The 20,134-nt window shown below is 60.4% G+C and carries 21 protein-coding genes and 1 pseudogene; 11 read left to right on the forward strand and 11 right to left on the reverse strand.

Annotated features, from left to right (window positions below):
* Positions 1 to 266: 266 nt before the first annotated feature.
* The 5 genes from IIC71_13245 to IIC71_13265 all read right to left on the reverse strand — a co-directional run bounded on the left by IIC71_13245 (position 267) and on the right by IIC71_13265 (position 5,926).
* Entirely contained in the window at positions 267 to 1,643 is a 1,377-nt protein-coding gene (locus IIC71_13245; protein MCH7670145.1) for a tryptophanase, read from the reverse strand.
* A 92-nt stretch (positions 1,644 to 1,735) separates the two neighbouring features.
* A complete protein-coding gene (locus IIC71_13250) occupies positions 1,736 to 2,074 on the reverse strand; it encodes a type II toxin-antitoxin system PemK/MazF family toxin (GenBank protein MCH7670146.1) in 339 nt (112 codons plus the stop codon).
* On the reverse strand, positions 2,058 to 2,297 hold the full coding sequence (locus IIC71_13255) for a hypothetical protein (protein ID MCH7670147.1): 240 nt from the start codon (positions 2,295 to 2,297) through the stop codon (positions 2,058 to 2,060). Before IIC71_13255 ends, IIC71_13250 begins: the two co-directional genes overlap by 17 nt.
* Positions 2,298 to 2,387: 90 nt before the next feature.
* A complete protein-coding gene (locus IIC71_13260; protein ID MCH7670148.1) occupies positions 2,388 to 4,325 on the reverse strand; it encodes a biotin/lipoyl-binding protein in 1,938 nt (645 codons plus the stop codon).
* Between the two features lie 2 nt (positions 4,326 to 4,327).
* Entirely contained in the window at positions 4,328 to 5,926 is a 1,599-nt protein-coding gene (locus IIC71_13265) for an acyl-CoA carboxylase subunit beta (GenBank protein ID MCH7670149.1), read from the reverse strand.
* Positions 5,927 to 6,073: 147 nt separating this feature from the next.
* Between IIC71_13265 and IIC71_13270 the strand changes: the two genes are divergently transcribed.
* Complete coding sequence (locus IIC71_13270) at positions 6,074 to 7,111, forward strand: ABC transporter ATP-binding protein (protein ID MCH7670150.1); 1,038 nt, start codon at positions 6,074 to 6,076, stop codon at positions 7,109 to 7,111.
* Between the two features lie 223 nt (positions 7,112 to 7,334).
* Here IIC71_13270 and IIC71_13275 read toward each other — a convergent pair whose 3' ends face one another.
* Complete coding sequence (locus IIC71_13275) at positions 7,335 to 7,751, reverse strand: hypothetical protein (protein MCH7670151.1); 417 nt, start codon at positions 7,749 to 7,751, stop codon at positions 7,335 to 7,337.
* 257 nt (positions 7,752 to 8,008) lie between these two features.
* Here IIC71_13275 and IIC71_13280 point away from each other — a divergent pair, with 257 nt between their 5' ends.
* From IIC71_13280 to IIC71_13300, 5 genes are all read left to right on the forward strand, one after another.
* Entirely contained in the window at positions 8,009 to 8,392 is a 384-nt protein-coding gene (locus IIC71_13280) for a hypothetical protein (protein ID MCH7670152.1), read from the forward strand.
* Positions 8,393 to 8,483: 91 nt separating this feature from the next.
* Entirely contained in the window at positions 8,484 to 9,365 is an 882-nt protein-coding gene (locus IIC71_13285) for a MoxR family ATPase (GenBank protein ID MCH7670153.1), read from the forward strand.
* Positions 9,362 to 10,507 (forward strand): VWA domain-containing protein, encoded by a 1,146-nt coding sequence (locus IIC71_13290; GenBank protein MCH7670154.1) that lies wholly within the window; start codon positions 9,362 to 9,364, stop codon positions 10,505 to 10,507. The genes IIC71_13285 and IIC71_13290 overlap by 4 nt, the downstream gene beginning before the upstream one ends.
* Positions 10,504 to 10,815 (forward strand): XdhC family protein, encoded by a 312-nt coding sequence (locus tag IIC71_13295; protein ID MCH7670155.1) that lies wholly within the window; start codon positions 10,504 to 10,506, stop codon positions 10,813 to 10,815. Before IIC71_13290 ends, IIC71_13295 begins: the two co-directional genes overlap by 4 nt.
* Positions 10,812 to 11,591, forward strand: coding sequence for an XdhC family protein (locus IIC71_13300; GenBank protein ID MCH7670156.1), 780 nt, complete (start codon positions 10,812 to 10,814; stop codon positions 11,589 to 11,591). Before IIC71_13295 ends, IIC71_13300 begins: the two co-directional genes overlap by 4 nt.
* Positions 11,592 to 11,642: 51 nt before the next feature.
* On the opposite strand, the gene IIC71_13305 is transcribed toward IIC71_13300, so the two are convergent.
* Positions 11,643 to 13,292: an acyl-CoA dehydrogenase family protein gene (locus IIC71_13305; protein MCH7670157.1), complete on the reverse strand. Its 1,650-nt coding sequence runs from the start codon at positions 13,290 to 13,292 to the stop codon at positions 11,643 to 11,645.
* A 129-nt stretch (positions 13,293 to 13,421) separates the two neighbouring features.
* Here IIC71_13305 and IIC71_13310 point away from each other — a divergent pair, with 129 nt between their 5' ends.
* Positions 13,422 to 14,201: a PaaX domain-containing protein, C- domain protein gene (locus tag IIC71_13310; protein MCH7670158.1), complete on the forward strand. Its 780-nt coding sequence runs from the start codon at positions 13,422 to 13,424 to the stop codon at positions 14,199 to 14,201.
* Here the strand turns inward: IIC71_13310 and IIC71_13315 are convergent.
* Together IIC71_13315 and IIC71_13320 are read right to left on the reverse strand one after the other, a co-directional pair.
* Positions 14,161 to 14,859, reverse strand: a complete 699-nt coding sequence (locus tag IIC71_13315) for an RloB domain-containing protein (protein MCH7670159.1) — start codon at positions 14,857 to 14,859, stop codon at positions 14,161 to 14,163. The genes IIC71_13310 and IIC71_13315 overlap by 41 nt on opposite strands.
* A complete protein-coding gene (locus tag IIC71_13320) occupies positions 14,856 to 16,190 on the reverse strand; it encodes an ATP-binding protein (protein MCH7670160.1) in 1,335 nt (444 codons plus the stop codon). The genes IIC71_13315 and IIC71_13320 overlap by 4 nt, the downstream gene beginning before the upstream one ends.
* 603 nt (positions 16,191 to 16,793) lie before the next feature.
* Between IIC71_13320 and IIC71_13325 the strand changes: the two genes are divergently transcribed.
* Positions 16,794 to 17,456 carry a hypothetical protein gene (locus IIC71_13325; protein MCH7670161.1) on the forward strand — a complete coding sequence of 221 codons (663 nt, stop codon included), beginning with the start codon at positions 16,794 to 16,796 and terminating at the stop codon, positions 17,454 to 17,456.
* Between the two features lie 15 nt (positions 17,457 to 17,471).
* On the opposite strand, the pseudogene IIC71_13330 reads toward IIC71_13325, so the two are convergent.
* A pseudogene (locus IIC71_13330) lies at positions 17,472 to 18,275 on the reverse strand (MerR family transcriptional regulator).
* A 99-nt stretch (positions 18,276 to 18,374) separates the two neighbouring features.
* Here IIC71_13330 and IIC71_13335 point away from each other — a divergent pair.
* The 3 genes from IIC71_13335 to IIC71_13345 all read left to right on the forward strand — a co-directional run bounded on the left by IIC71_13335 (position 18,375) and on the right by IIC71_13345 (position 19,931).
* Positions 18,375 to 18,617 carry a transposase gene (locus IIC71_13335; GenBank protein MCH7670162.1) on the forward strand — a complete coding sequence of 81 codons (243 nt, stop codon included), beginning with the start codon at positions 18,375 to 18,377 and terminating at the stop codon, positions 18,615 to 18,617.
* A gap of 103 nt (positions 18,618 to 18,720) precedes the next feature.
* Positions 18,721 to 18,984 carry a hypothetical protein gene (locus tag IIC71_13340; GenBank protein MCH7670163.1) on the forward strand — a complete coding sequence of 88 codons (264 nt, stop codon included), beginning with the start codon at positions 18,721 to 18,723 and terminating at the stop codon, positions 18,982 to 18,984.
* Between the two features lie 542 nt (positions 18,985 to 19,526).
* Complete coding sequence (locus tag IIC71_13345; GenBank protein MCH7670164.1) at positions 19,527 to 19,931, forward strand: hypothetical protein; 405 nt, start codon at positions 19,527 to 19,529, stop codon at positions 19,929 to 19,931.
* Positions 19,932 to 19,970: 39 nt separating this feature from the next.
* On the opposite strand, the gene IIC71_13350 is transcribed toward IIC71_13345, so the two are convergent.
* Positions 19,971 to 20,134, reverse strand: a 164-nt coding sequence (locus IIC71_13350; GenBank protein MCH7670165.1) for an ATP-binding protein, incomplete at its 5' end; no start/stop codon positions are given.

Genomic DNA, 20,134 nt, shown 5'->3' on the forward strand with positions numbered 1-20,134 from the left:
CGTTGCGGTCCCTCGCGAGTGGCGGCGCCACCTACATCGTGTCTGCACAGATCACCTTAGAAGTAGTCCAGGACACCCGCTGCGAGACCTGAGTCGCACCAACCCCTTCGGCGTCAACAGCGCTGATGGATTCTGAGGCGGGTCCGGAGTACGACGGACTATCCATCACACCGTTGATCATGAAGCGGGTCCCGACCGGATGTGTGTCGGGGCCCGCTAGGAGCGCCGGTGCTCGCACCACTTGACTTTGGTGCCGATACTTACCTCTATAGAGGCGCGAACCGTGCTGTGAAGTGTCGGAGTTGCGGCGCTTGCTCGATTATGCGGTAGCCGCGAAGCGAATCTGCCCGTCGGGCGACATCGATTATCACCTCGGCCACGTAGTCAATGTGACTCTGGGTGTACGTCCGGCGGGGGATGGCGAGACGTACAAGCTCCATTGCTGCCGGGGTTTCGGTACCGTCCGCATGGACCACGCCAAACATCACCGAACCGATCTCCACTCCACGGACGCCACCGGTGCGGTAGAGCTCGACGGCAAGTGCTTGGGCCGGGTACTGCGAGGCCGGGATGTGGGGCAGCATTGCCGCCGCATCGATGTAGATCGCATGACCACCGGCTGGGCGTACGATCGGCACCCCGGCGTCGTGGGCCTTGTCGGCGAGGTACTGGGTTGACCGGATCCGGTAGCGGAGGTAGTCCTCATCCAGGACCTCTTCAAGCCCCGTCGCGATCGCTTCGAGATCGTATCCTGCGAGCCCTCCGTAGGTGGGAAAACCCTCGGTCAGGATGAGGAGGTTGCGACATCGCAGGGCGAGATCGGGGTCGTTCATTGCGAGAAATCCGCCGATGTTGGCGAGTCCGTCTTTCTTTGCGGAGAACGTGGCTCCGTCGACCAGCGAGAACATTTCCTGGGCGATTTCTGTTGGTGTCCGGTCGGCGTATCCGTCCTCTCGGATCTTGATGAAGTAGGCGTTCTCCGCAAAGCGGCATGCGTCGAGAAAGAAAGGGATGTCGAAACGGTCGCACACGGCGCGCACCGCACGCAGGTTCGCCATAGAAACGGGCTGCCCGCCGCCGGAATTGTTGGTGACCGTCACCATCACGAGGGGTACGCGGTCGGCACCAACATCATCGATCAATGTCTCCAACGCGGCGATGTCCATGTTGCCCTTGAACGGATCGAGGGTTCCTGGTTCAAGACCGACCGGGACCACGAGATCGTGGGCGTCCGCCTTTTGGTACTCAATGTTGGCTCGGGTGGTATCAAAGTGGGTGTTGTTCGGGACGACATCCCCCTCCTTGAGGATCTCGGAAAACAGAATGCGCTCGGCGGCCCGTCCCTGGTGAGTTGGCAACACCTCGGTGAAACCGGTGATATTGGTCACGGCTTCCTGGAACCGATAGAACGATCGACTACCGGCGTAGGTTTCGTCGCCGTCCATCATCCCGGCCCACTGACGCGACGACATTGTGCCCGTCCCCGAGTCTGTGAGTAGATCGATCGTGACCTCGTCGCCGCGGAGACCAAACAGGTTGTAGCCCGAGCGGATCAGCGCCTCCTCACGTTCCTCCGCGGTCGGGAAGCTGATTGCCTGAACAGCGTGGATCCGGAACGGTTCGATGATCGTTTGAAACTGCATGCGATCCAAGTCTCCTAATGTTGACGATCGTCTACTCCAGAGAAATCTAACGCTTTTGGCTCCCGCAAGCGTTAGATGGAAGCGCTCAGTCACTAGTGGCCGAGCAACGATCGGATAACGGTTCGAACCGCTGCGCTGGTTACCGGATCTATCTGGCCGATGCGATGGACCAGACGCTGACGGTTGATTGATCGGATGAGTTCGCACTGCACGAAGCTTGTTTCGGTCAAGCCTGTCTCGTCGGTCGCGTCGACCTCTATATGGACTGGCAGGTTTCGATTTGTCGTGGTGAGCGGCGAAACGATGACAAACGGAAGCGCTGCACTGTAACTTTCAGGGGGACCTAGGACGAGTGCGGGGCGGTGCTTCGCAGGTTCCCCGGGGTACGGTTCGCCGAAGTCTACGATCCAGAGATCACCGACCGATGCCATCGGACACCGACGTTTCTTCCGCCTCTGCTAAGTAGTCCTTCCACGCCGCCGGGTCGTCTTGGAGAGCCGAAAGTTGTTTCACGACGTCTTCCGCAAAACGTTGTCGATGGAGCGCGTCGGCGGCGTCTCGGACGGTTTCGCCCAGTGAGGCACCAGACGACTTGCTGATTTCCAGCAGTCTGGCGTGGGTATCGGTGTCGACGCGGATGGTCGTGGTAGTCATACCGACACTCTACCCAATGTAGACGACTTTGTCTACATTGGGGTCTACATTTGTGATATCAGCGTCGAAAGAGGGAACTGGGGATGCCGGTCACGAGTTCTCGTCGATGCGGGCTAGTGGTTCGTTGGCTTTCACCTGGGCGCCAACGGTGACATACACCTCGGCGACAACACCAGCATGCGGGGCCGAGATTGCGTGCTCCATTTTCATCGCTTCGAGCCGGGCGATCACGTCGCCGGCCTCGACGGTGTCGCCGACCTTGACTTCGATGGAGAGCACCTTTCCGGGAAGAGGTGAAGCGAGCGAACCGACCGCGGTCTCGGCCTCCGTTCTTGGGAACCGCGACTGCTCTATGCACAGCGTCTGACCGCGGTCGTCGTTCACCCACGTTTCGGCGCCGACCGTGTGTACGGCAAACCGTCTGCGCACCCCGCCGATTTCGGCGTCGACCAGTTCGGCGGTTGCGGAGGCGACGCGTAGATCGACGGCGCCACCGTCGATTGCGACAGACAGGCCGTCACGCCGCTGAGAATACGAGACGACCGACTCCTCGCCACTGACGACCCAAGTTGCGATCTGCGGTTGTGAGAACACGTTCCGCCAACCGGTCGGGATCGTTTGCTGCGCTGTCGCTTCCGACCGGCGTGCGGCGCTCGCCGCGAGCGTCGCGGCAACGAGGTGATCGCGCACCATGGTTGCGTCGACGGCGACCAATGCGGTCACGCCGTGGTCCTCAATGAATGATGTTGGCGTGCTCCCGTCGAGAAAGTCTGCATGGTCGACGATACCGACCAGCAAGTCTCGGTTCGTGTGCGGTCCGTGGATGTGAGCGGAGCGAAGCGCACGAACGAGGACCGCCGCGGCCTCGTCCCGCGTCTCACCGTAGGCGACCACTTTTGCGAGCATCGCGTCGTAGTCGGTCCCGATGATGGACCCGGACTCATAACCGGCGTCCACGCGGACACTGGTGTCAAATGTAAGACGCTGCAGCGTTCCGGCGCCTGGTAACCATCCACTCAACGGATCCTCCGCATACAGGCGGGCCTCGATCGCGTGTCCCGACGTCGACGCGTTGAGAACGGCGTCGGAGAGCGGTTCACCCATCGCCACCAAGAGCTGTTCGCGCACAAGATCGAGACCGGTGATCATTTCGGTGACCGGGTGTTCAACCTGCAGGCGCGTATTCATTTCAAGGAAGAAGAACTCGTCCCCAGCAACGAGGAACTCGACCGTGCCAACGCCGACGTAGTCAACGGCCTTTGCAGCCGCCACTGCCGCAGTCGTGAGACTGTCACGCATGTCGGCCGAGATCGCCGATGACGGTGCCTCCTCGACTACCTTCTGGTGACGCCGCTGGATCGAACATTCCCGCTCGAAGAGGTGAGTGACAGTCCCGTGGGTATCACCAATGATCTGGACTTCGATGTGGCGCACATCTTCAAGCCAGCGTTCGATGAAGATCGTGTCGTCGCCGAACGCATTGCCGGCCTCGAGTTGTGCAGACTGGATCCCGGCTTCGAGTTCGTCGGCGTGGCGCACGATACGCATCCCACGCCCACCCCCACCGGCGGATGCTTTGACAAGCACCGGGTATGGAACCGTCTCAGGGTCCGAAATGTCGACATCATCAAGCAGCGGCACACCAGCTTCGCCGACAAGCCGTTTCGCCTCGATCTTGGAACCCATGGATGCAACGGCGGCGGGTGATGGGCCGATGAACGTGATCCCCTCCTGCTCACACCGTGCAGCAAAATCGGCGTTTTCCGCAAGAAATCCGTACCCGGGGTGAATGGCGTCGGCGCCGGTGGACCTCGCCGCGGCGATGATCGCGTCGATGTTGAGGTAGGTGTCAGCCGGTGCGGTCCCCGGTAGACGTACGGCAAGGTCTGCGTCGCTGACAAAGGGGAGATCGGCGTCGGCGTCTGAATACACTGCAACGGATGCGATGCCCATGTCGCGTAGGGTGCGCGTAACGCGTGAAGCGATCTCTGCACGGTTGGCTATGAGAACTTTCTCGAAGCGCGTCATGGTCACATCCTGAACACGCCGAAATCGGACGTGCCCTTCACCGTGTTCGAATGGATGGCACTCAACGTGATGCCGAGAATGGTGCGCGTATCGCGCGGGTCGATTACTCCGTCATCTCGGTTGTGAGCCGACATGAAAAACGCATCCTGTTCCCTATCGATCTGCTCCTCAATGGCAGCTCGCGTCGCTGCATCCTTGGCTTCGTCATACTCTCGCCCTGCGGCTTGCGCGGCGTTGCGACCCACGATTGACATCACTCCCGCGAGTTGCTCGCCGCCCATCACGGCGATCTTCGCCGACGGCCATGAGAACAGGAAACGGGGGTTGAACGCCTGGCCGGACATGCCGTAGTTTCCGGCACCGTACGACGCTCCGGCGATGATGGCGATGTGGGGGACCGTCGAGTTGGCAATCACGTTGATCATCTTGGCGCCGTCCTTGATGATGCCGCCCTGCTCGTAGTCCTTCCCGACCATGTACCCGGTGACGTTGTGGATGAACAAGATTGGTTGGTCGTAGCGGTTACAGAGGGAGATGAATTCGGTTGCCTTTTTCGCCTCGTCCGAGAAGATGACACCAAGCTGGTTCGCAACAATGCCGACCCGGTAACCATGGATTGTCGCCCACCCGCAGATCAGCGACGTGCCGTACTCCGCTTTGTATTCGTCAAGGTCGGACCCGTCGATGGTGTGTGCGAGCACCGCGTACATGTCCATTGGTTGTCGTGTGCTGGTCGGGATCAGACCGAGAATGTCGTCTGGATCGAACAACGGTGCGCGGGAGGACGTGACCGGACCGCGTCCGAGCTTTCGGTAGTCGAGGTGCTTGATGATCTGACGACCGATGCGCAGACAGTCGTACTCGTCGGCCGCAAGGTAATCGCTAAGACCCGAGATGCGGGAGTGCATCACTGCGCCGCCCAGCTCTTCTTCGGTAGATTCCTCGCCAGTCGCCATCTTGACGAGTGGGGGACCTGCGAGAAATACCTTGGCGCGGTCCTGCACCATGACGGCATAGTCAGACATGCCGGGGACGTAGGCGCCGCCCGCTGTCGAGCTGCCGAACACCAACGAAATGGTCGGGATGCCAGCTTTCGACATCTGGGTGAGGTTGCGGAACCACTTCCCGCCGGGAACAAATATCTTGTGCTGGTTGGAAAGGTCGGCGCCACCCGACTCGACAAGGTTGATGAGCGGAAGTCGGTTTTGCTTGGCGACCTCTTGGGCGCGCAGCGATTTACCGAGGGTGAACTCGTTGAACGATCCTCCGCGAACGGTCGGGTCGTTGCCCGCCACAACACACTCGATGCCTTCGACGACTCCAATGCCGTAAACGTAACCCGCACCGGTCGCAAAATCGGTGCCGTACGCAACGATGGCGCCGAGTTCGAGAAAGGGAGAGTCGCGGTCGACAAACAGTTCGATACGCTCGCGGATCATGAGCTTGCCGCGGTCGTGATGGCGTTGCCGATAGCGTTCGCCACCCCCGTCGAGTGCCTCGGCAAGCGCCGCTTCGAGGGCCGCGACCTGTTTTAGCGCCACCGACTCGTTTTCCTTGAATTGTGGCGAACTCGAGTCGATCGCATTGCTGAGCACGGGCATGCCCGCAATAGTAGTCCGCGGGTTTTCGGACCCGCCTTCGGCTCGATCCTCCGTTGCGTTAGCTTTCGCGAAACTTGGCCGATAAATACCAAGGTCGGGATAGTGAGAATTATCGAAAACTGCCACACCACCAGTAGTCTTGGCGCCATGACCACGGCACTCGCCAGCTATGCACTTCAGGCTTGTGATGTCACCAAGTCGTTTGGTGACACGCAGGTGCTTGTGCGCGCAAGTCTTAAGGTTCGGGATGGAAAGACGGTTGCGCTTCTGGGACCTTCGGGCTGTGGCAAGACAACGTTGCTGCGTATTCTCGCCGGTCTCGACGCCCCTGACGATGGCGAGGTCATGGTCGCTGGTGTCACCATGGCCGGGGGAAACATCTTCGTTCCTCCAGAGCGCCGCAACGTTGGTCTGGTATTCCAGGACTGGGCGCTGTTTCCGCATATGACCGTTGCCAAGAACGTCGCTTATGGATTGACTCCGGCCGAACGCACATCCGGGCGTGTCGCGGAGACACTGGCGATGGTCGACCTCGAGAAGCTGGCTGATCGGATGCCTGCGACGCTGTCTGGCGGAGAGCAGCAGAGGGTTGCCCTTGCAAGAGCCCTCGCCCCCCGTCCGGACGTGCTGCTGCTGGATGAGCCTTTTTCAAACCTTGACCAAGACCTACGCGTTCGCGTTCGCACCGACGTGCGCAGGCTGCTCTCTGAGCTGGGTATCTCGGCGGTGTTTGTGACCCATGACCAGGAGGAAGCATTTGTGGTGGGTGACGAAGTTGCGGTGATGCACGATGGCATGATCGAGCAGCAAGCTACCCCGTCTGAGCTCTACGATGCACCGGCGTCAGCGTGGGTGGCGTCGTTTGTCGGTGAAGCCAACCTCGTCCCGGGCGGCATCACCAATTCGGTAGCGAATACGCTCGTTGGCTCGGTCCCAGTAGTCGCCTCCGACATTTCCGAAGCCACCGTGTTGCTCCGTCCCGAGTATTTATTGCTCGGAAACGGCGAAGATGGGAAAATCGCCGATGTCGAATTCTACGGCCATGACACGGCGTATCGGATAGTGGTGGACGGAACCAATCTGCTGGTTCGCGCAATGGCCGCGCCTCGTTTTGTTCTCGGCGACGCAGTCTCAATCACTTACAGCGGGCCGCCGGCGGCCACCTTTCCTGTCACAGACAGATAGTCCTGTCACAGACAGATAGTCCTGTCACAGACAGATAGTCCTGTCACAGACAGATAGTCCTGTCACAGACAGATAGTCCTGTCACAGACAGATAGTCCTGTCACAGACAGATAGTCCTGTAAGAGAACAGGTAGTCCCGCAAAAGACGGGTAGTCCTGTATGAGACAGCTAGCCCTATCGGGCGCGAAGGTGTCCCATTCCTCGCTGCGAAAAGGGAAGGTCCTCAACTGTCTGTGGTGGCGCTGTCCTGCGGCTTGTCGGTGATGGGGCTGTTGGACGGTTTGTCCGATTCACCCTGGGGTGACGGCGCAGTGTCGGATGGGGCCAGGTCCGTGACCCGGTCTATCAGGATGACAAGGTCGGTTTGTAGGTGGTGGTCGCTGGGAAGGTCTGTCACGGCGAGCTGGGCGTCAGAAACGGCGTCGGGGATGCGATGATCCTCTGCCTGGTTGTCGAGCAGTTTCGCGAGTTCGAGGAACGCTTGCTGCACTGCATCCTCCGCCGCCCAGCGGTCTCCCAGCATGGAATATGCAAACGATGCGAGCGCATCGCCGGTGAGTCGGTAGAGGTCGGCGAAGGCTGGGTCAGAGCGACGTCGAACCCCGTCCACTACCGCATCGAGCTGTGGATGCTCGCTCACCGGGCCGAACTTTCCTTCCGTCGACAAAACGACGGTAGTGCTCGACCCGGTGAACGGGCTGATTGCGTGTCACCTAGTCGGTTGCGGAATCCGATGGCCCGTCCGAGACCTTATCCGTGATGCAGTCTGTGGCCTTGTCCGTCACTCGATCTGTCAGATGATCGAGTGACCTTGTCTGTCACGCGGTCTGTTTCGTGGTCGACAACCCGATCCGTCTCATGGTCCGTGACGTGATCGTGGAGTCGACAGTCTGAGTAGTGGTCTATCTTCCAGTCACGCAGAACTTCGTCGGTGAGTTGGTCGGGGTGACGATGACGGCGATGATCCCCACAGCGGTGATGGTGACGGTGATCGCCCTCATAATCGGCTGCCGGGTCCGGCGCTTGGTCGCTTGCCTCATCAACGATACCCGCCGCGTCGGTGACGGCGTCAGCGGGGAGCGTGGCGGCCATGGCGGTTGTCGCCAGGGCAACCACGAGGACTATCGCCCAAAGGGAGATGATGCGTTTCACGGTGTGCTCGTTCTGTTCGTGCGAGAAGTGGTTTTTCCCGCTTGCCATGAGGGACGCCGCCGTGCGCAAAAATTCGACGGGCTGTCAGCAGTCGGCGAGAATTCCCGCGCTGAAACGAGGAGGTCGTGACCGAGCGTCCCTGAGCCGCTATCGCGCGCCAGAATGAGCCCTGGGTTGACATAGCGGCACGTTGGGGCGGCGAAGTTGATAGCCTGGTTGCATGATTCCTCAGACGATCGATGATGTGCAGAAGGCCCTGGAGGGCGAGAACTATGTGGCGGACCGGGCGTTGTCGGTCGTGATCCACCTTGCGTTGCAGCTCGGGAGGCCGTTGTTCCTCGAAGGCGAGGCTGGTGTTGGGAAGACTGAGATCGCCAACGTGCTTGCCCGGATTGTTGGTGAGGATCTCATCCGGCTTCAGTGTTACGAGGGGCTCGATGTTTCACATGCACTGTACGAGTGGGATTACGCCCGTCAGATGCTTGCGATCCGCATGATGGAAGCCCGTGCAGACGGACCCGCCCCCGAGGTTGCGGACATCATGAGCCGTGACTATTTGATTGCCCGACCGCTACTCCAGGCGATCGAGCTAGGTGCGAAGGGGCGGCGGCCGGTGTTGCTGATCGACGAACTTGATCGTGCAGATGAAGAGTTCGAGGCGTATCTGCTCGAGCTTCTCTCCGACTTTCAGGTCACCATCCCAGAAGTCGGCATTGTCAAGGCTATCGAGTCTCCGATCGTGGTCATCACCTCCAACCGGACACGAGAGATCCACGATGCGTTGAAGCGGCGTTGCATCTACCACTGGATTGACTACCCGGACTACGAACGCGAGGTTGCCATATTGCACCGCAAGGCGCCGGGGATTTCCGAAGCGCTTGCGGGGCAGCTCGCCACCGCAATGGCTCACCTGCGCGACATCGACCTGTTCAAACCGCCCGGTGTTGCGGAGACGATCGACTGGGCGAATGCTCTAGAGCTGCTTGGTGAGGCGGACCTCAACGTCGAGGCGATCGATGACACGCTCGGCGTCATCCTGAAATACCAGGAGGACATTGCTCGTATCAAAGCCGACGGCACGGACCGCCTTCTCGTCGGATGACCGGCACCGCGTTCGCCGACAACCTTGTCCACTTTGTCAGATACTTGCGCGCCCAGGGACTGACCGTCGGACCGTCGACCGCACGAGATCTCGGTGCGGTGACGTCCGCAGTAGGCCTACTCAATAAAGCCGACACGTATCACGCGTTCAAGGCAGTGACAGTCGTCAGGCCGTCCGAGGTGCCGATGTTCGACCAAGCATTTGAACTGTTTTTCGGGACGGCGCTCGGTGAACTTCAGCGCCCTTCGGACATTCGCATAACAACTCCAAAGGCTGAGACCGCGCAGGCATCGTTGCCGACGCTCAGCCGAGGCGGGGAGACTCGTGGGGACGACCAAGACGATGAGGTCGTGAACGTCGGCGCTGGTTCGTACAGTGAACGCCTCTCCACACGCGATTTCGCAACACTTACTCCATCCGAACGAGAAGAGGTGCGCCGCTTGATAGCTGAAATGGTGTGGCGGCCTGCGGACGCAAAGTCGCGACGTTGGGTCGCCGACAGCCGCGGTACCCGCCCTCACCTGCGGAGGACCCTTCGAAACCTCACCGGCCCAGACGGGGATCTCATGCCGCTCGAATTCTCATCACGAAGGCCGAGGCGACGCCCGCTCATCATCCTCGCCGACATCAGCGGATCGATGGAGCGCTACGCAGAGATGTTTCTGCATTTCGTCCACGCAGCCCAAGGGCATCTCGGGAGGGTGGAGTCGTTCGTTTTCGGAACCCGCCTCACTCGGATCACTCGGGACATGCGCCAACGCGATCCCAGCTACGCGCTGGCTCGGGTCAGCGTTTCCGTTGAGGATTGGTCCGGAGGCACCCGAATTGGTGAGGCGTTTGAACGGTTCAACCTTGATTGGAGTCGTCGGCTTGCGCGTGGCGGGGCGATTGCGCTGATTATGTCTGACGGGTGGGACACGGGGGACCCCGACCTCCTTGAAGAACAGATGGCGAGGTTTTCACGATCCGTCCACCGTGTTGTCTGGCTCAACCCGTTGGCGTCGCGTCCGGGTTTCGCACCGGAGGCACGTGGCATGCGAACCGTGCTCCCGTACGTCGACGATTTCCTGGCGGCGTCGAGCGTGATGGACCTTCGTGGTGTTGTCAGGCTGCTGGAGTCGCTACCGTTGCGGAGATCATGAGAGAAGCACTGGCAATTTATGAGCGCTGGAAGGCGCAGGGCAAACAGGTCGCGGTCGCGACGGTCGTTGGAGTGAAGGGTTCGGCACCGCGTCCCGAGGGTGCCAAGTTCCTTGTTTCGTCGGCAGACGAGATGGAAGGATCGGTGAGCGGGGGGTGCGTCGAGAACGATGTGTTCCTCCACGCCAAAGAGGTTCTCGAGTCGGGGGAGCCACGTCTCGTGACATACGGGATTGCCGACGAGGACGCGTTTGAGATCGGCCTCACCTGCGGCGGAACCATCGACATCTTCATTGAGGAATGGGCATGACGGCCGTAGCCGCTATTGAGCAGCTCATGGGGCAGGAGCAGCTCGGCTGTGTCATCACCATCATCAAAGGTCCCGACATCGGGCAGAAGGCGGTGGTTGACAGGGACCTGGGACTGATTTCGGGGGAACTGCCGGACGATGTCGCCGACGACGTACTTGCCGACGCCACCGAGCTGATGGATCGTGAGCAGAGTCGTACGTTGGTGTACGGGGAGCGCTCCGTGTTTATCGAGACAGTCGCGCCGCAGCCGGTGATGTTCATCTTTGGTGCAGGTCACAACGCTCAGCCGTTGACCACAATGGCCAAGCTGATGGGATTTCGTGTCATCGTCGGCGACGCCCGCCCAATGTGGGCTACGACGGACCGGTTCCCCGATGCCGATGAAGTCATCGTTGGTTGGCCCGACGTGGTGTTCGAGAAGTTCGAGCTGGATCGGCGTTCTTATGTGATCCTCCTGAGCCACGACGCCCGATTCGAGGACCCGGTGTTTTCGGAGGTTCACGGAAAGAACGTTCGTTACCTCGGCGCAATGGGAAGCCGTCGCACCCACGGTATGCGGCTCGACCGTTTGCGCGCCGAGGGTTGGTCCGACGAGGAGCTTGCGTTTATCAAAGGTCCGGTCGGTCTCGACATCGGTGCCGAGTCACCGGCCGAGATCGCCGTTTCGATTCTTGGTGAGGTTGTTCAGGTGCGTTACGGCGCCGGAACCGGAATGTCACTTCACGGCCAAACCAGCCGTATCCACAAACAACGCCCCGAAGACCCTGGTTTCTAGCGTTAACCGGTCCCGTATACGGTGTGTGGAAGCGCCAGAGTCCAGTGAGGTCTAGATTCCTAGCGCGGCGAGGGTCGGGGTCAGGATTGCCTTGGGGTCGATCGCGGTTGGGAGTTCGCCATGGAGTCGACCGGGTTGCGACTCGATTCTTGTCTTGATGAACGCGTCGGCTACTGGCTCGGTGGCGTGTTGCTCGAGGAGCGATGCTGCCATGACGGTACCCATGCCGTTCACGATCGTGCGGGCGCGTCGTTCGAGCTGGTCGGGGTCGGCGATCGCTCCCCGCAGATCATCGACGGCACTACGCACAACGCCGCTGTTGGTGCGTTCGGCGACTTCGGTGAAGAACGCATCGAACGCCTCGGGGGTTTTGTAGAGAACCCTGAGCACGTCGAGGGCAATGACGTTGCCGCTGCCTTCCCAGATCGCGTTCACCGGAGCCTCGCGGTAGAGGCGGGGGAGGATGTTCTCCTCGACATACCCGCCACCCCCGAAACACTCCATTGCTTCGCGGATCACAGGTGTGCCGTTTTTGGTCACCCAGTACTTCGCCACCGGGGTGAGGAGCCGTTTCATCTGGGCGTCGTGGTTGTCGCCCTCGGCCAGGTCGAACGCGGTCGCTGCCCGGCACATCATCACGGTGGCTGCCTGGACGTCGAGTTCGAGATCGGCAAGTACAACGGTCATCAGGGGTTGGTCGACGAGGACCTTGCCGAAGGCCTCACGTTTGCTGGTGTGCCACAGGGCCTGGGTGACGGCTTGGCGCATCGTTGCCGCCGACCCTGTCACACAGTCGAGCCGTGTTGCCGCGACCATCTCAATGATCGTGGATACACCGCGGCCCTCCTCGCCGACCATTTCACCCCAGGTCTGGTCGAACTCGACCTCCGAGGACGCGTTAGAGCGGTTGCCGAGCTTGTCCTTGAGACGCTGGATGTTGAAGGTGTTGCGGGTACCGTCGGGCATCCACCGGGGTACAAGGAAACAGGTCAGCCCACCGGGTGCCTGGGCGAGGGCGAGGAATGCGTCACACATCGGTGCGGACACGAACCACTTGTGGCCGGTGAGGACGTATTCGTTGCCCGGGCCGGGAGTGCCGATCGGAGTGGCGGAGGTGGTGTTGGAACGGACATCGGACCCACCCTGTTTCTCGGTCATGGCCATCCCCATCAGGACGCCACGTTTGTCCTCCTTGGGTGCATAGGTGGGGTCGTAGCTGCGCGAGAACAGTTTGTCCTCCCACTCGGCTGCGACATCGGGTTGTTTGCGCAGCGATGCGGTCACGGCGTACGTCATCGCCATGGGGCAGCCGTGTCCCTGTTCGATCTGACTGGTGAGGTTGGTGCCCGCGGCTCGGATGAGGTGGCTTCCTGTGGGGGCATCGGTCTCGTAGGGGAGTGACGCATGGCCGGCTTCGACGGCGATGTCCATGAGTCGGTGCCACGATGGGTGGAACTTCACTTCGTCGATGCGGTGACCGGTGCGATCGTGAGTGTGGAGCACCGGCTCGTTGACGTTCGCCTGAAAACCGAACTCGTAGTACTCCGCCGAGCCCGCGATTTCGCCAAGCTTGATCAGGTGTTTGTGGTCAACGTCGGGGATGTAGTGCTCGATGGTGCTCGACAGGATGGGGTCGGTTTCGTAGAGGTTGTAGTCGACAAGATCCGGTGGTTGATTGGTGACCTCGTGAGTGGATGGCATGGCAGGCTCCCGTCGGTCCCTGGTTGTGCGGTTCTCGTGCATCGCCTACGTTACGTCTGTGTGTCACAGAACTCAAGACCGTAACACGACTGCGTCTGCGCTCCGCTCCATCGTCAAGGGAGCGAGCCGATGACCCTCGCCCCTCGCCTCGCCGAGTTTGGGGTGGACCGGCCGCTGTCGGCGCGCTCGTTGATTCTCAGCAGCCTGATGGGCCTGTACCCGTCCCAGGTGCCAGTGCGCACCCTCGTTACGTTGACCGGACTATTTGGCATTGAGGAGGGGACGACTCGGGTTGCGCTTTCGCGGATGGTGATTGCGGCGGAACTTACCAAGGAGGGTGCGACATACGGGCTGTCTGGTCCGATTCTGGATCGACTTTCGAGCCAGGATCTCGGTCGATCGGGCATCGTCGGTAAGTGGGATGGCAAATGGTGGGGTGTCGTCATCACCGCCGATTGTCGCCAGCGATCTGAGCGGGACGAATTCCGCACCATGATGGCCAATCTACGTTTCGTCGAGCTTCGAGACGGCGTGTGGGGTCGACCAACGAATCTTGTCGCTCCCGAATCTCATGGCCACTTCACGGTCTGGCGCGCTGAGCTTGTCACCGAAGACCCGATTGCCTTGGCGTGTCGCCTGTGGAACCTCCCAGGCTGGGTGGACAATGCTCGATCGCTTTGCGATGCAATGGGGGCAAAGCCCGACTCTGTTTCAGTGGACGACGCCGCCGAACTGCGCGACAGGTTCATGCTGAGCGCCGCTATCAACCGCCACCTCCGGGCCGACCCATTGCTCCCCGCCGCATTGCTACCAGAGGACTGGCCAGGCGAAGCACTGCGCGCCGAGTTCGAGTGTTTCTACACCGACTTCACCACCACAATCCGAACGTACCTCGGCGTACCGGCCTGACTCCGATTCGATCAGTTGGGCTCCCGCGCATGCCGTTGCTATTGGTTACCAGGTTGTTGAAAGAATAGGTCCGCGAGACGCCACACCCCCGAGCTGGGGTTTTCCCCTGCGGGGGAGCCGTCGCCCAGGTGCCTGTTGTCGAGTTCCCTGGCGCGCCGTTTGGCGGTGTCGTAGTTCTCCTCCAACATGCTCCAAGCTGTCTCGGGAATGGCCTTCCCCGCACCAATCCGTGTCCAGCAGCCCGACGTTGGACCTCTCTTCTCTCTACATGTCTCGTTATGGACTCCTCGTGCAGGACGAGCCACAACTCGAAGCAAGGGTTCGACACGGCTGTTTCTGCTCCCATGGCGCGCGCCTCATGTATGGCTCGTTCCACGTCCACGTGGTCGTCAACATCGAACACGCACCAGATCTCGTCGAAATCGATATCGGATTTCCGTCTCGGTTTCCTCCTGACGTCATCGCGGGCGTTCTTGACGAGCGTCATCGGCGCGGAGCCACTCGATCCAAACGAGATCTGGACATCTTTGTTCAGGCTGGCCAGACGTCCGAAATACTCCTTTTCAGTTACCTCCCCCTCAAGGTGGACCCGGATTATCCGTCGTGGCGTGCGAACGCCGATCCGCCGATTCGGGCGTCTGCCGGTGGGTTTCTTCATGGTTCCGCGAAGTCGACTGCCCGTTCGAATTCGCTGGGATCGAGGATGGGTATCCCGCCGTAGCGGCCCTGCAGGTAGCGGCGCTCAAGCGCTTCGTCCTTCCGCGGTCGGAAGTCCGCGAGGGGATACAACCGAGTCGCGCCGTCGAGGTCCTTCTCAGTAAACCAAATCTGGTCGCGACCGAGCGCTCGATCCTCGCCGTCCCCGAGCACGGTGACGTCGTGCGCGTTGAAAATCAGTTGGGCGCAATGCTTGTTGGTCGACTTGCTCTGGAATAGCTCGATCAATCGTCGTACGAGGTGAGGGTGAAGACTCGTGCCGAGTTCGTCCGCCAGCAACACCTCCCCTCGATCTAGTGCAGTGAGTACGGGGCCGACGAGCCCCACCCAAACCAACGTACCCTCAGATTCATCTTCCGGCTCGAAATCGACTTCACCCCTCTCACCCTGATGCGTGAGGCGTACGAATTCACCCACCATGAAGTGCCAGTCGTCGGCGGCCTCAGGGTCGCCGTCGATGCCATTGAGGATGCGAAGCGCGCGCTCGAGTCGGTCCCGCGCCTCAGGATCGAGATCGAGTTCGGCTGTTGCAACTTTCGCATCCGTTATCCCCAGATCCGCTGCGCGGAGGAGTGCGAGAACTCTTGCTCGACTGGCAGGGTCGGCCATCAAGTCCGCGGTGTGCGCTGCGCGAATGCCTCGGCTCGACATCTCTGCGAGGCGCAAGTTGTCCGAGAACCATTCGAAGAGAGGTGTCAACGTGTCGTCTTCTGCGGCACCACCGACGGACAACAGCAACGCATTATGGCGAAGCAGCCGTTCGAGAAGTCGTCCGTCAGATCTAAAGGAGGACCCGAGTCGAATCTCATCGCGATCGCGGTGGAAGATGAGCGCTTGGCGTCCATGCGGCGCGTGATACGCGTATTCGGAGATCACGCTTTCGTCATCGACCTCGAACCCGTACTGCCAGTGAACACCGTCGAGAACGAGATCGATTCGGAACTCCGATGGTTCTGTCCTGGAGCGTTTGTCCAGAAGAAACGGTCGACGAACCACTCCCGTCGTGCGGTCACCGCGACGGAACGACCCGACCACAAGGCCACGCATATCGGCGATAGCGTGCAGCAGTTTCGACTTTCCCGACGCGTTAGCCCCGAACACGCCGGCAGCAGGAAGAACTGCAATCGGGGTGCTCATGCCGGCCGCAGCCACGTCGCGCGATACGTCACCCGTCGATAGTCGCGTGGCTAACAAAGACAGTTCGACATTGTCACGATATGACCGAACGTTTCGGGCACTAAAAGAAAGCAGCGCACTCGACAAGTCGGACATTCCTAGATAATCCATCTCGACCGCGTCATCACGAGAATTCTCCGATATTCATCTCTAAAGTGTCTTCGTCACGCCATTATATAATCTTTAGTGAGATAAAGTCACGAGAAACGGAATTAAAAGCTCTAATTGTCCCACTGAATGCGCGAATCCTACATTCGCCGACAGATCCACGCACGAGGGTCGACCGTCTCGGTCTGTTAGACGGTGTTGCCAACATTGGGGAGTGGTGACGCGCAAAACCCGACCGCTCACCGTCCAGAGAGGAGCCGGGTTCACTTCCTCGGGCTACCGCCCTCGGCTCTCACAGTGTCGTCTCATATCGCACAAATTTCAAGGGAAACCTTCCTCCCCGCGAGGAAAATCAGGATCGCGGCATCGTTCTCGCGGTTCCGGTGCGATCGACGCAGTTGTAGTCGACCGAGAACCCCTATTCGTTGACGCCAGACCCGCATGTGTTTTCAGGTGGGTTATGTTCGGGTAGATGGTGCTGTCTCTTGTCGCGTGGCCGTTGGCGCCTGCCATGATTTTGATAGACCGACTGTTACGATCGGTCGCGTGACGGACGTTGTACCTCATATCGGGACTCTTCGTGAAAAGCCACTGCACGCCTCGCTAAAGCGCTGGTATGGGCAGCCTGGTGACCGTTTCGAAGTTCCCGTTGATGGGTTTGTTATCGACATTGTGCGCGGCGATCTGCTGATCGAGATTCAGACACGTGGATTCTCCGCTATGAAACGGAAGGTCACGACCCTGCTCGACTTGGGGCACCGTGTCCTCATCATCCACCCGATCGCAATCGACAAATGGATCGTCAAGATCGATGCCGACGGCGAGATTCTCAGCAGACGGCGTTCACCAAAACACGGCAGCCCAATCGACATATTCGCTGAACTGGTGAGTTTCCCCGGCTTGCTTGCCCACCCTCACCTGCGAATCGAGCTGGTTATGGTCAATGAGGAGGAGTACCGGTCATACACACCCGGCCAGGCGTGGCGGCGCAAGGGCTGGAGTGTTGTCGAACGTCGACTGATCGAAGTTGTGGACACTGTTGCGATCAACAACGTGGATGACCTCGCCGCGTTGCTGCCTCCAGGGTTGCCCGATCCGTTCACGACTGCGGACCTCGCCGCGAGCCTGGGTCGACCGCGGCGCATCGCCCAGCAAATGGCCTACTGCCTGCGAGGCGCCGAAGCGATCGTGCAAGTCGGCAAGAGGGGTAACACAGTGGAGTACCGGCTCGCGCAGAACATGGGTGTTGGCTAGGCCCGCGGTATCAGATCAGATCGGGAACTCGACCCTGGTGAGCAGTTCCTCTGGGGGGACCACCTGAGGGTCGTTGAGATACACCTCTAGCGGTGGTCCGGTAAACTCGTGACCATTCTCGGAGACCCAGCCCGTGAGCGTGTGGTAGGCGGGTGCGATCTCTTCGTACGGTCCGTGATGGACAGTGGTTGCCATCGTGCCGCCTTCGAGCTGGCGCGCGTATACCTCGGAGTCGCCGGTGAAGGTGCCGTTGATCGGCAGACAGATCTCGATGTCGCCTTCGCTCGCTTCGTCGATCACATCGTGGTAGACAATCAAAGGAGCACCCGCTGACGGAACACCTTCCCGACTAATAGCGTGCACGAGCGACCCGAATCCGGCGCCGATGTCGTTTCCGATCTTGCTGAGGTTGGTCCGTATTTTGATCGCAGCCACCAACTGTGACTCTCTTTCGGCAATCTCGACGTCGTAGGGCATGATCCCGTCCTTCCGTTTCATGAGCGATTCGAGGTACGCAAGCATCCGCTCCTGATTTGCCAGCCGCCCAGCCAGCCGTTCGCGGTGTACCACGAGTTGCTTGTGGGCCAGCTCGGGGTCGTCGGTCTCCAGAATCGTTCGGATCTCATCGAGTGGCATGTCAACCGAGCGCAGGATTCTCACAGCCTCCGCCCGATTCGCCTGCCCGGGCTTCTAATAGCGATAGCCGGTAGACGGATCGACGTGGGCGGGGGATAACAGGCCGCTCTCGTCGTTCAGCCGCAGCGCCCTTATGGACAGCCGCGACATCTTCGAGAACTGCCCGATGGGGATCAGGTTCATTGCTCGTACCTCCTGTCTCGCCCATTGTCGGGTCTTTCCCTACGAGAGAGTCAAGCGACTTCTGGCCGCCGTGTCAGCATTTGGAGATGCGATCGAACCTTGACGAACCAGGCGTGGCTCCAAGTTGTGTGCTGGGCAGCAGACCTCGTTGCTTGGTTCCAACTGCTCTGTCTCACCGGACCGTTGGCTCGGGCGAAACCGAAACGGCTCCGCTGGCAACTCTGGCACGCACCCGCCCGCATCATCTCAACCGCCCGAGTCGATATCGTGCGCATCCTCGACGCCTGGCCCCCCGCCAGAGAGATCCTCGCCGCCTACCGAAACATCGCCGCGCTCACCTGAACCTGAGATTCCATACTTTGTCCGCGTCGTCGCCGTCGCGCGTTGGATTCTCGGTGCCGAGGCGAACATTCAGGTACCTCCAAATCTGACGGAAGACTTCTCTGTGTATCTCAACGCAGGCATCAACGACTGGGGAGGCGTCAGCCCGGTCACGATCGACTGGGTCAATCCAGAGGCGCCCTGGCCGCACCTCGACATGCTTGAACACGTCACCGCGTCACACGGGTTCGAGCTGCGACCCCGCCTCCCTGTCTACCCGGAGTTCCTCACCGACGAGTGGATCGATCCGGTCCTTCTCTCAGCCGCCGTCGATCGGGCAACGCTGGACGGCTACGCTGCGATCCCCCAACCAGCCCCAACACCATGAGCACGGTCACGTTTCTGCAGATCCGGCCAGCCGAAGAAGTCAGCGAAATCTGGGCTTCGACGCGCTGGCGTACGTGCTTGAGGCATCAGACATCAAATCGCTCAGGAAGGGTGCCGTTCCAGGTTGGCGGATCACCATCGTCTACACAGGTGCCTCGATGGACGTGCACGACGCAGTGGCGTTCACGCGTGCTGCGTTTCTCAGGGCGCCTCGGTCCCAGGTTCGAGATGCAGTTGCTCTGGCAGCCCTGCCGGGCCTTGGATGCTCGGTCTCAACATTCGTTGACACCGTGGAAGACGCGCTCGTTGCGGTGTCGGACGGTGCCACCGATCTCCTGCTCCGTGACTGGGACACCGAGCGGATCGGCGAGTTGCGAGACGCCCTGGCTTTCGGGCAACTCGTCGAGCGCAGTGCGTTCCCTCCGGGTATCGAGTACGACGAAGCGTCCCAGGTGCTTGAGCCAGGCGCGTTCTCAGCGTACCTGAATCAGATCGACGGCTGTGGAAGCGAGGCCGCGAGACGATTGGGCGCCAGGAAGGGACGTGGCTACGCCGGAAGCCGAGACACGGATCTCGGCCGGCTGGCTCGACGAGGCGTGGAGAGTCGCAGAGCGCGCTACGGTCGAAGACGCCTCACACGAGATTGCAGAGATCCTTGCGGCCGCGCTCGCTCGTCAAGCTCCGACGCGGGACGACGTTGAGATCCTGTTCCGAGCCCACGGAGCGGATGTCGAAGCGATCTCGGATGTCGCAGACACCCTTCGCAGGGATATCGTCGGCGACGACGTCACGTTCGTCGTCAACCGCAACATCAACTACACGAACCAGTGCTACTTCAAGTGCGGGTTCTGCGCCTTCTCCAAAGGGCCCCGCTCCCTCAACCTTCGCGGCAAGCCGTATCTGATGTCTATCGACGAGATCGTCGAGCGTTTGGGAATGTCAACTTGATTTGGCCCCACCTGTCGGTTGTGTGGTGACGGTGGGTGGTCATTTCGGGGTGCCGGTTTGGGTGGTGCGGAGCCGGTAGGAGTCGGTGCCGGTTTCGATTATGTGGGCTTTGAAGGTGAGCCGGTCGATGATTGCGGAGCAGAGGCGGGGGTCGGTGAACGTGGCGGCCCATTGTGAGAATGGTGCGTTGGTGGCTACTGCTA

Source organism: Acidobacteriota bacterium (assembly GCA_022562055.1).
In the GTDB taxonomy this organism is placed as follows: Bacteria; Actinomycetota; Acidimicrobiia; order Spongiisociales; family UBA5794; genus BMS3BBIN02.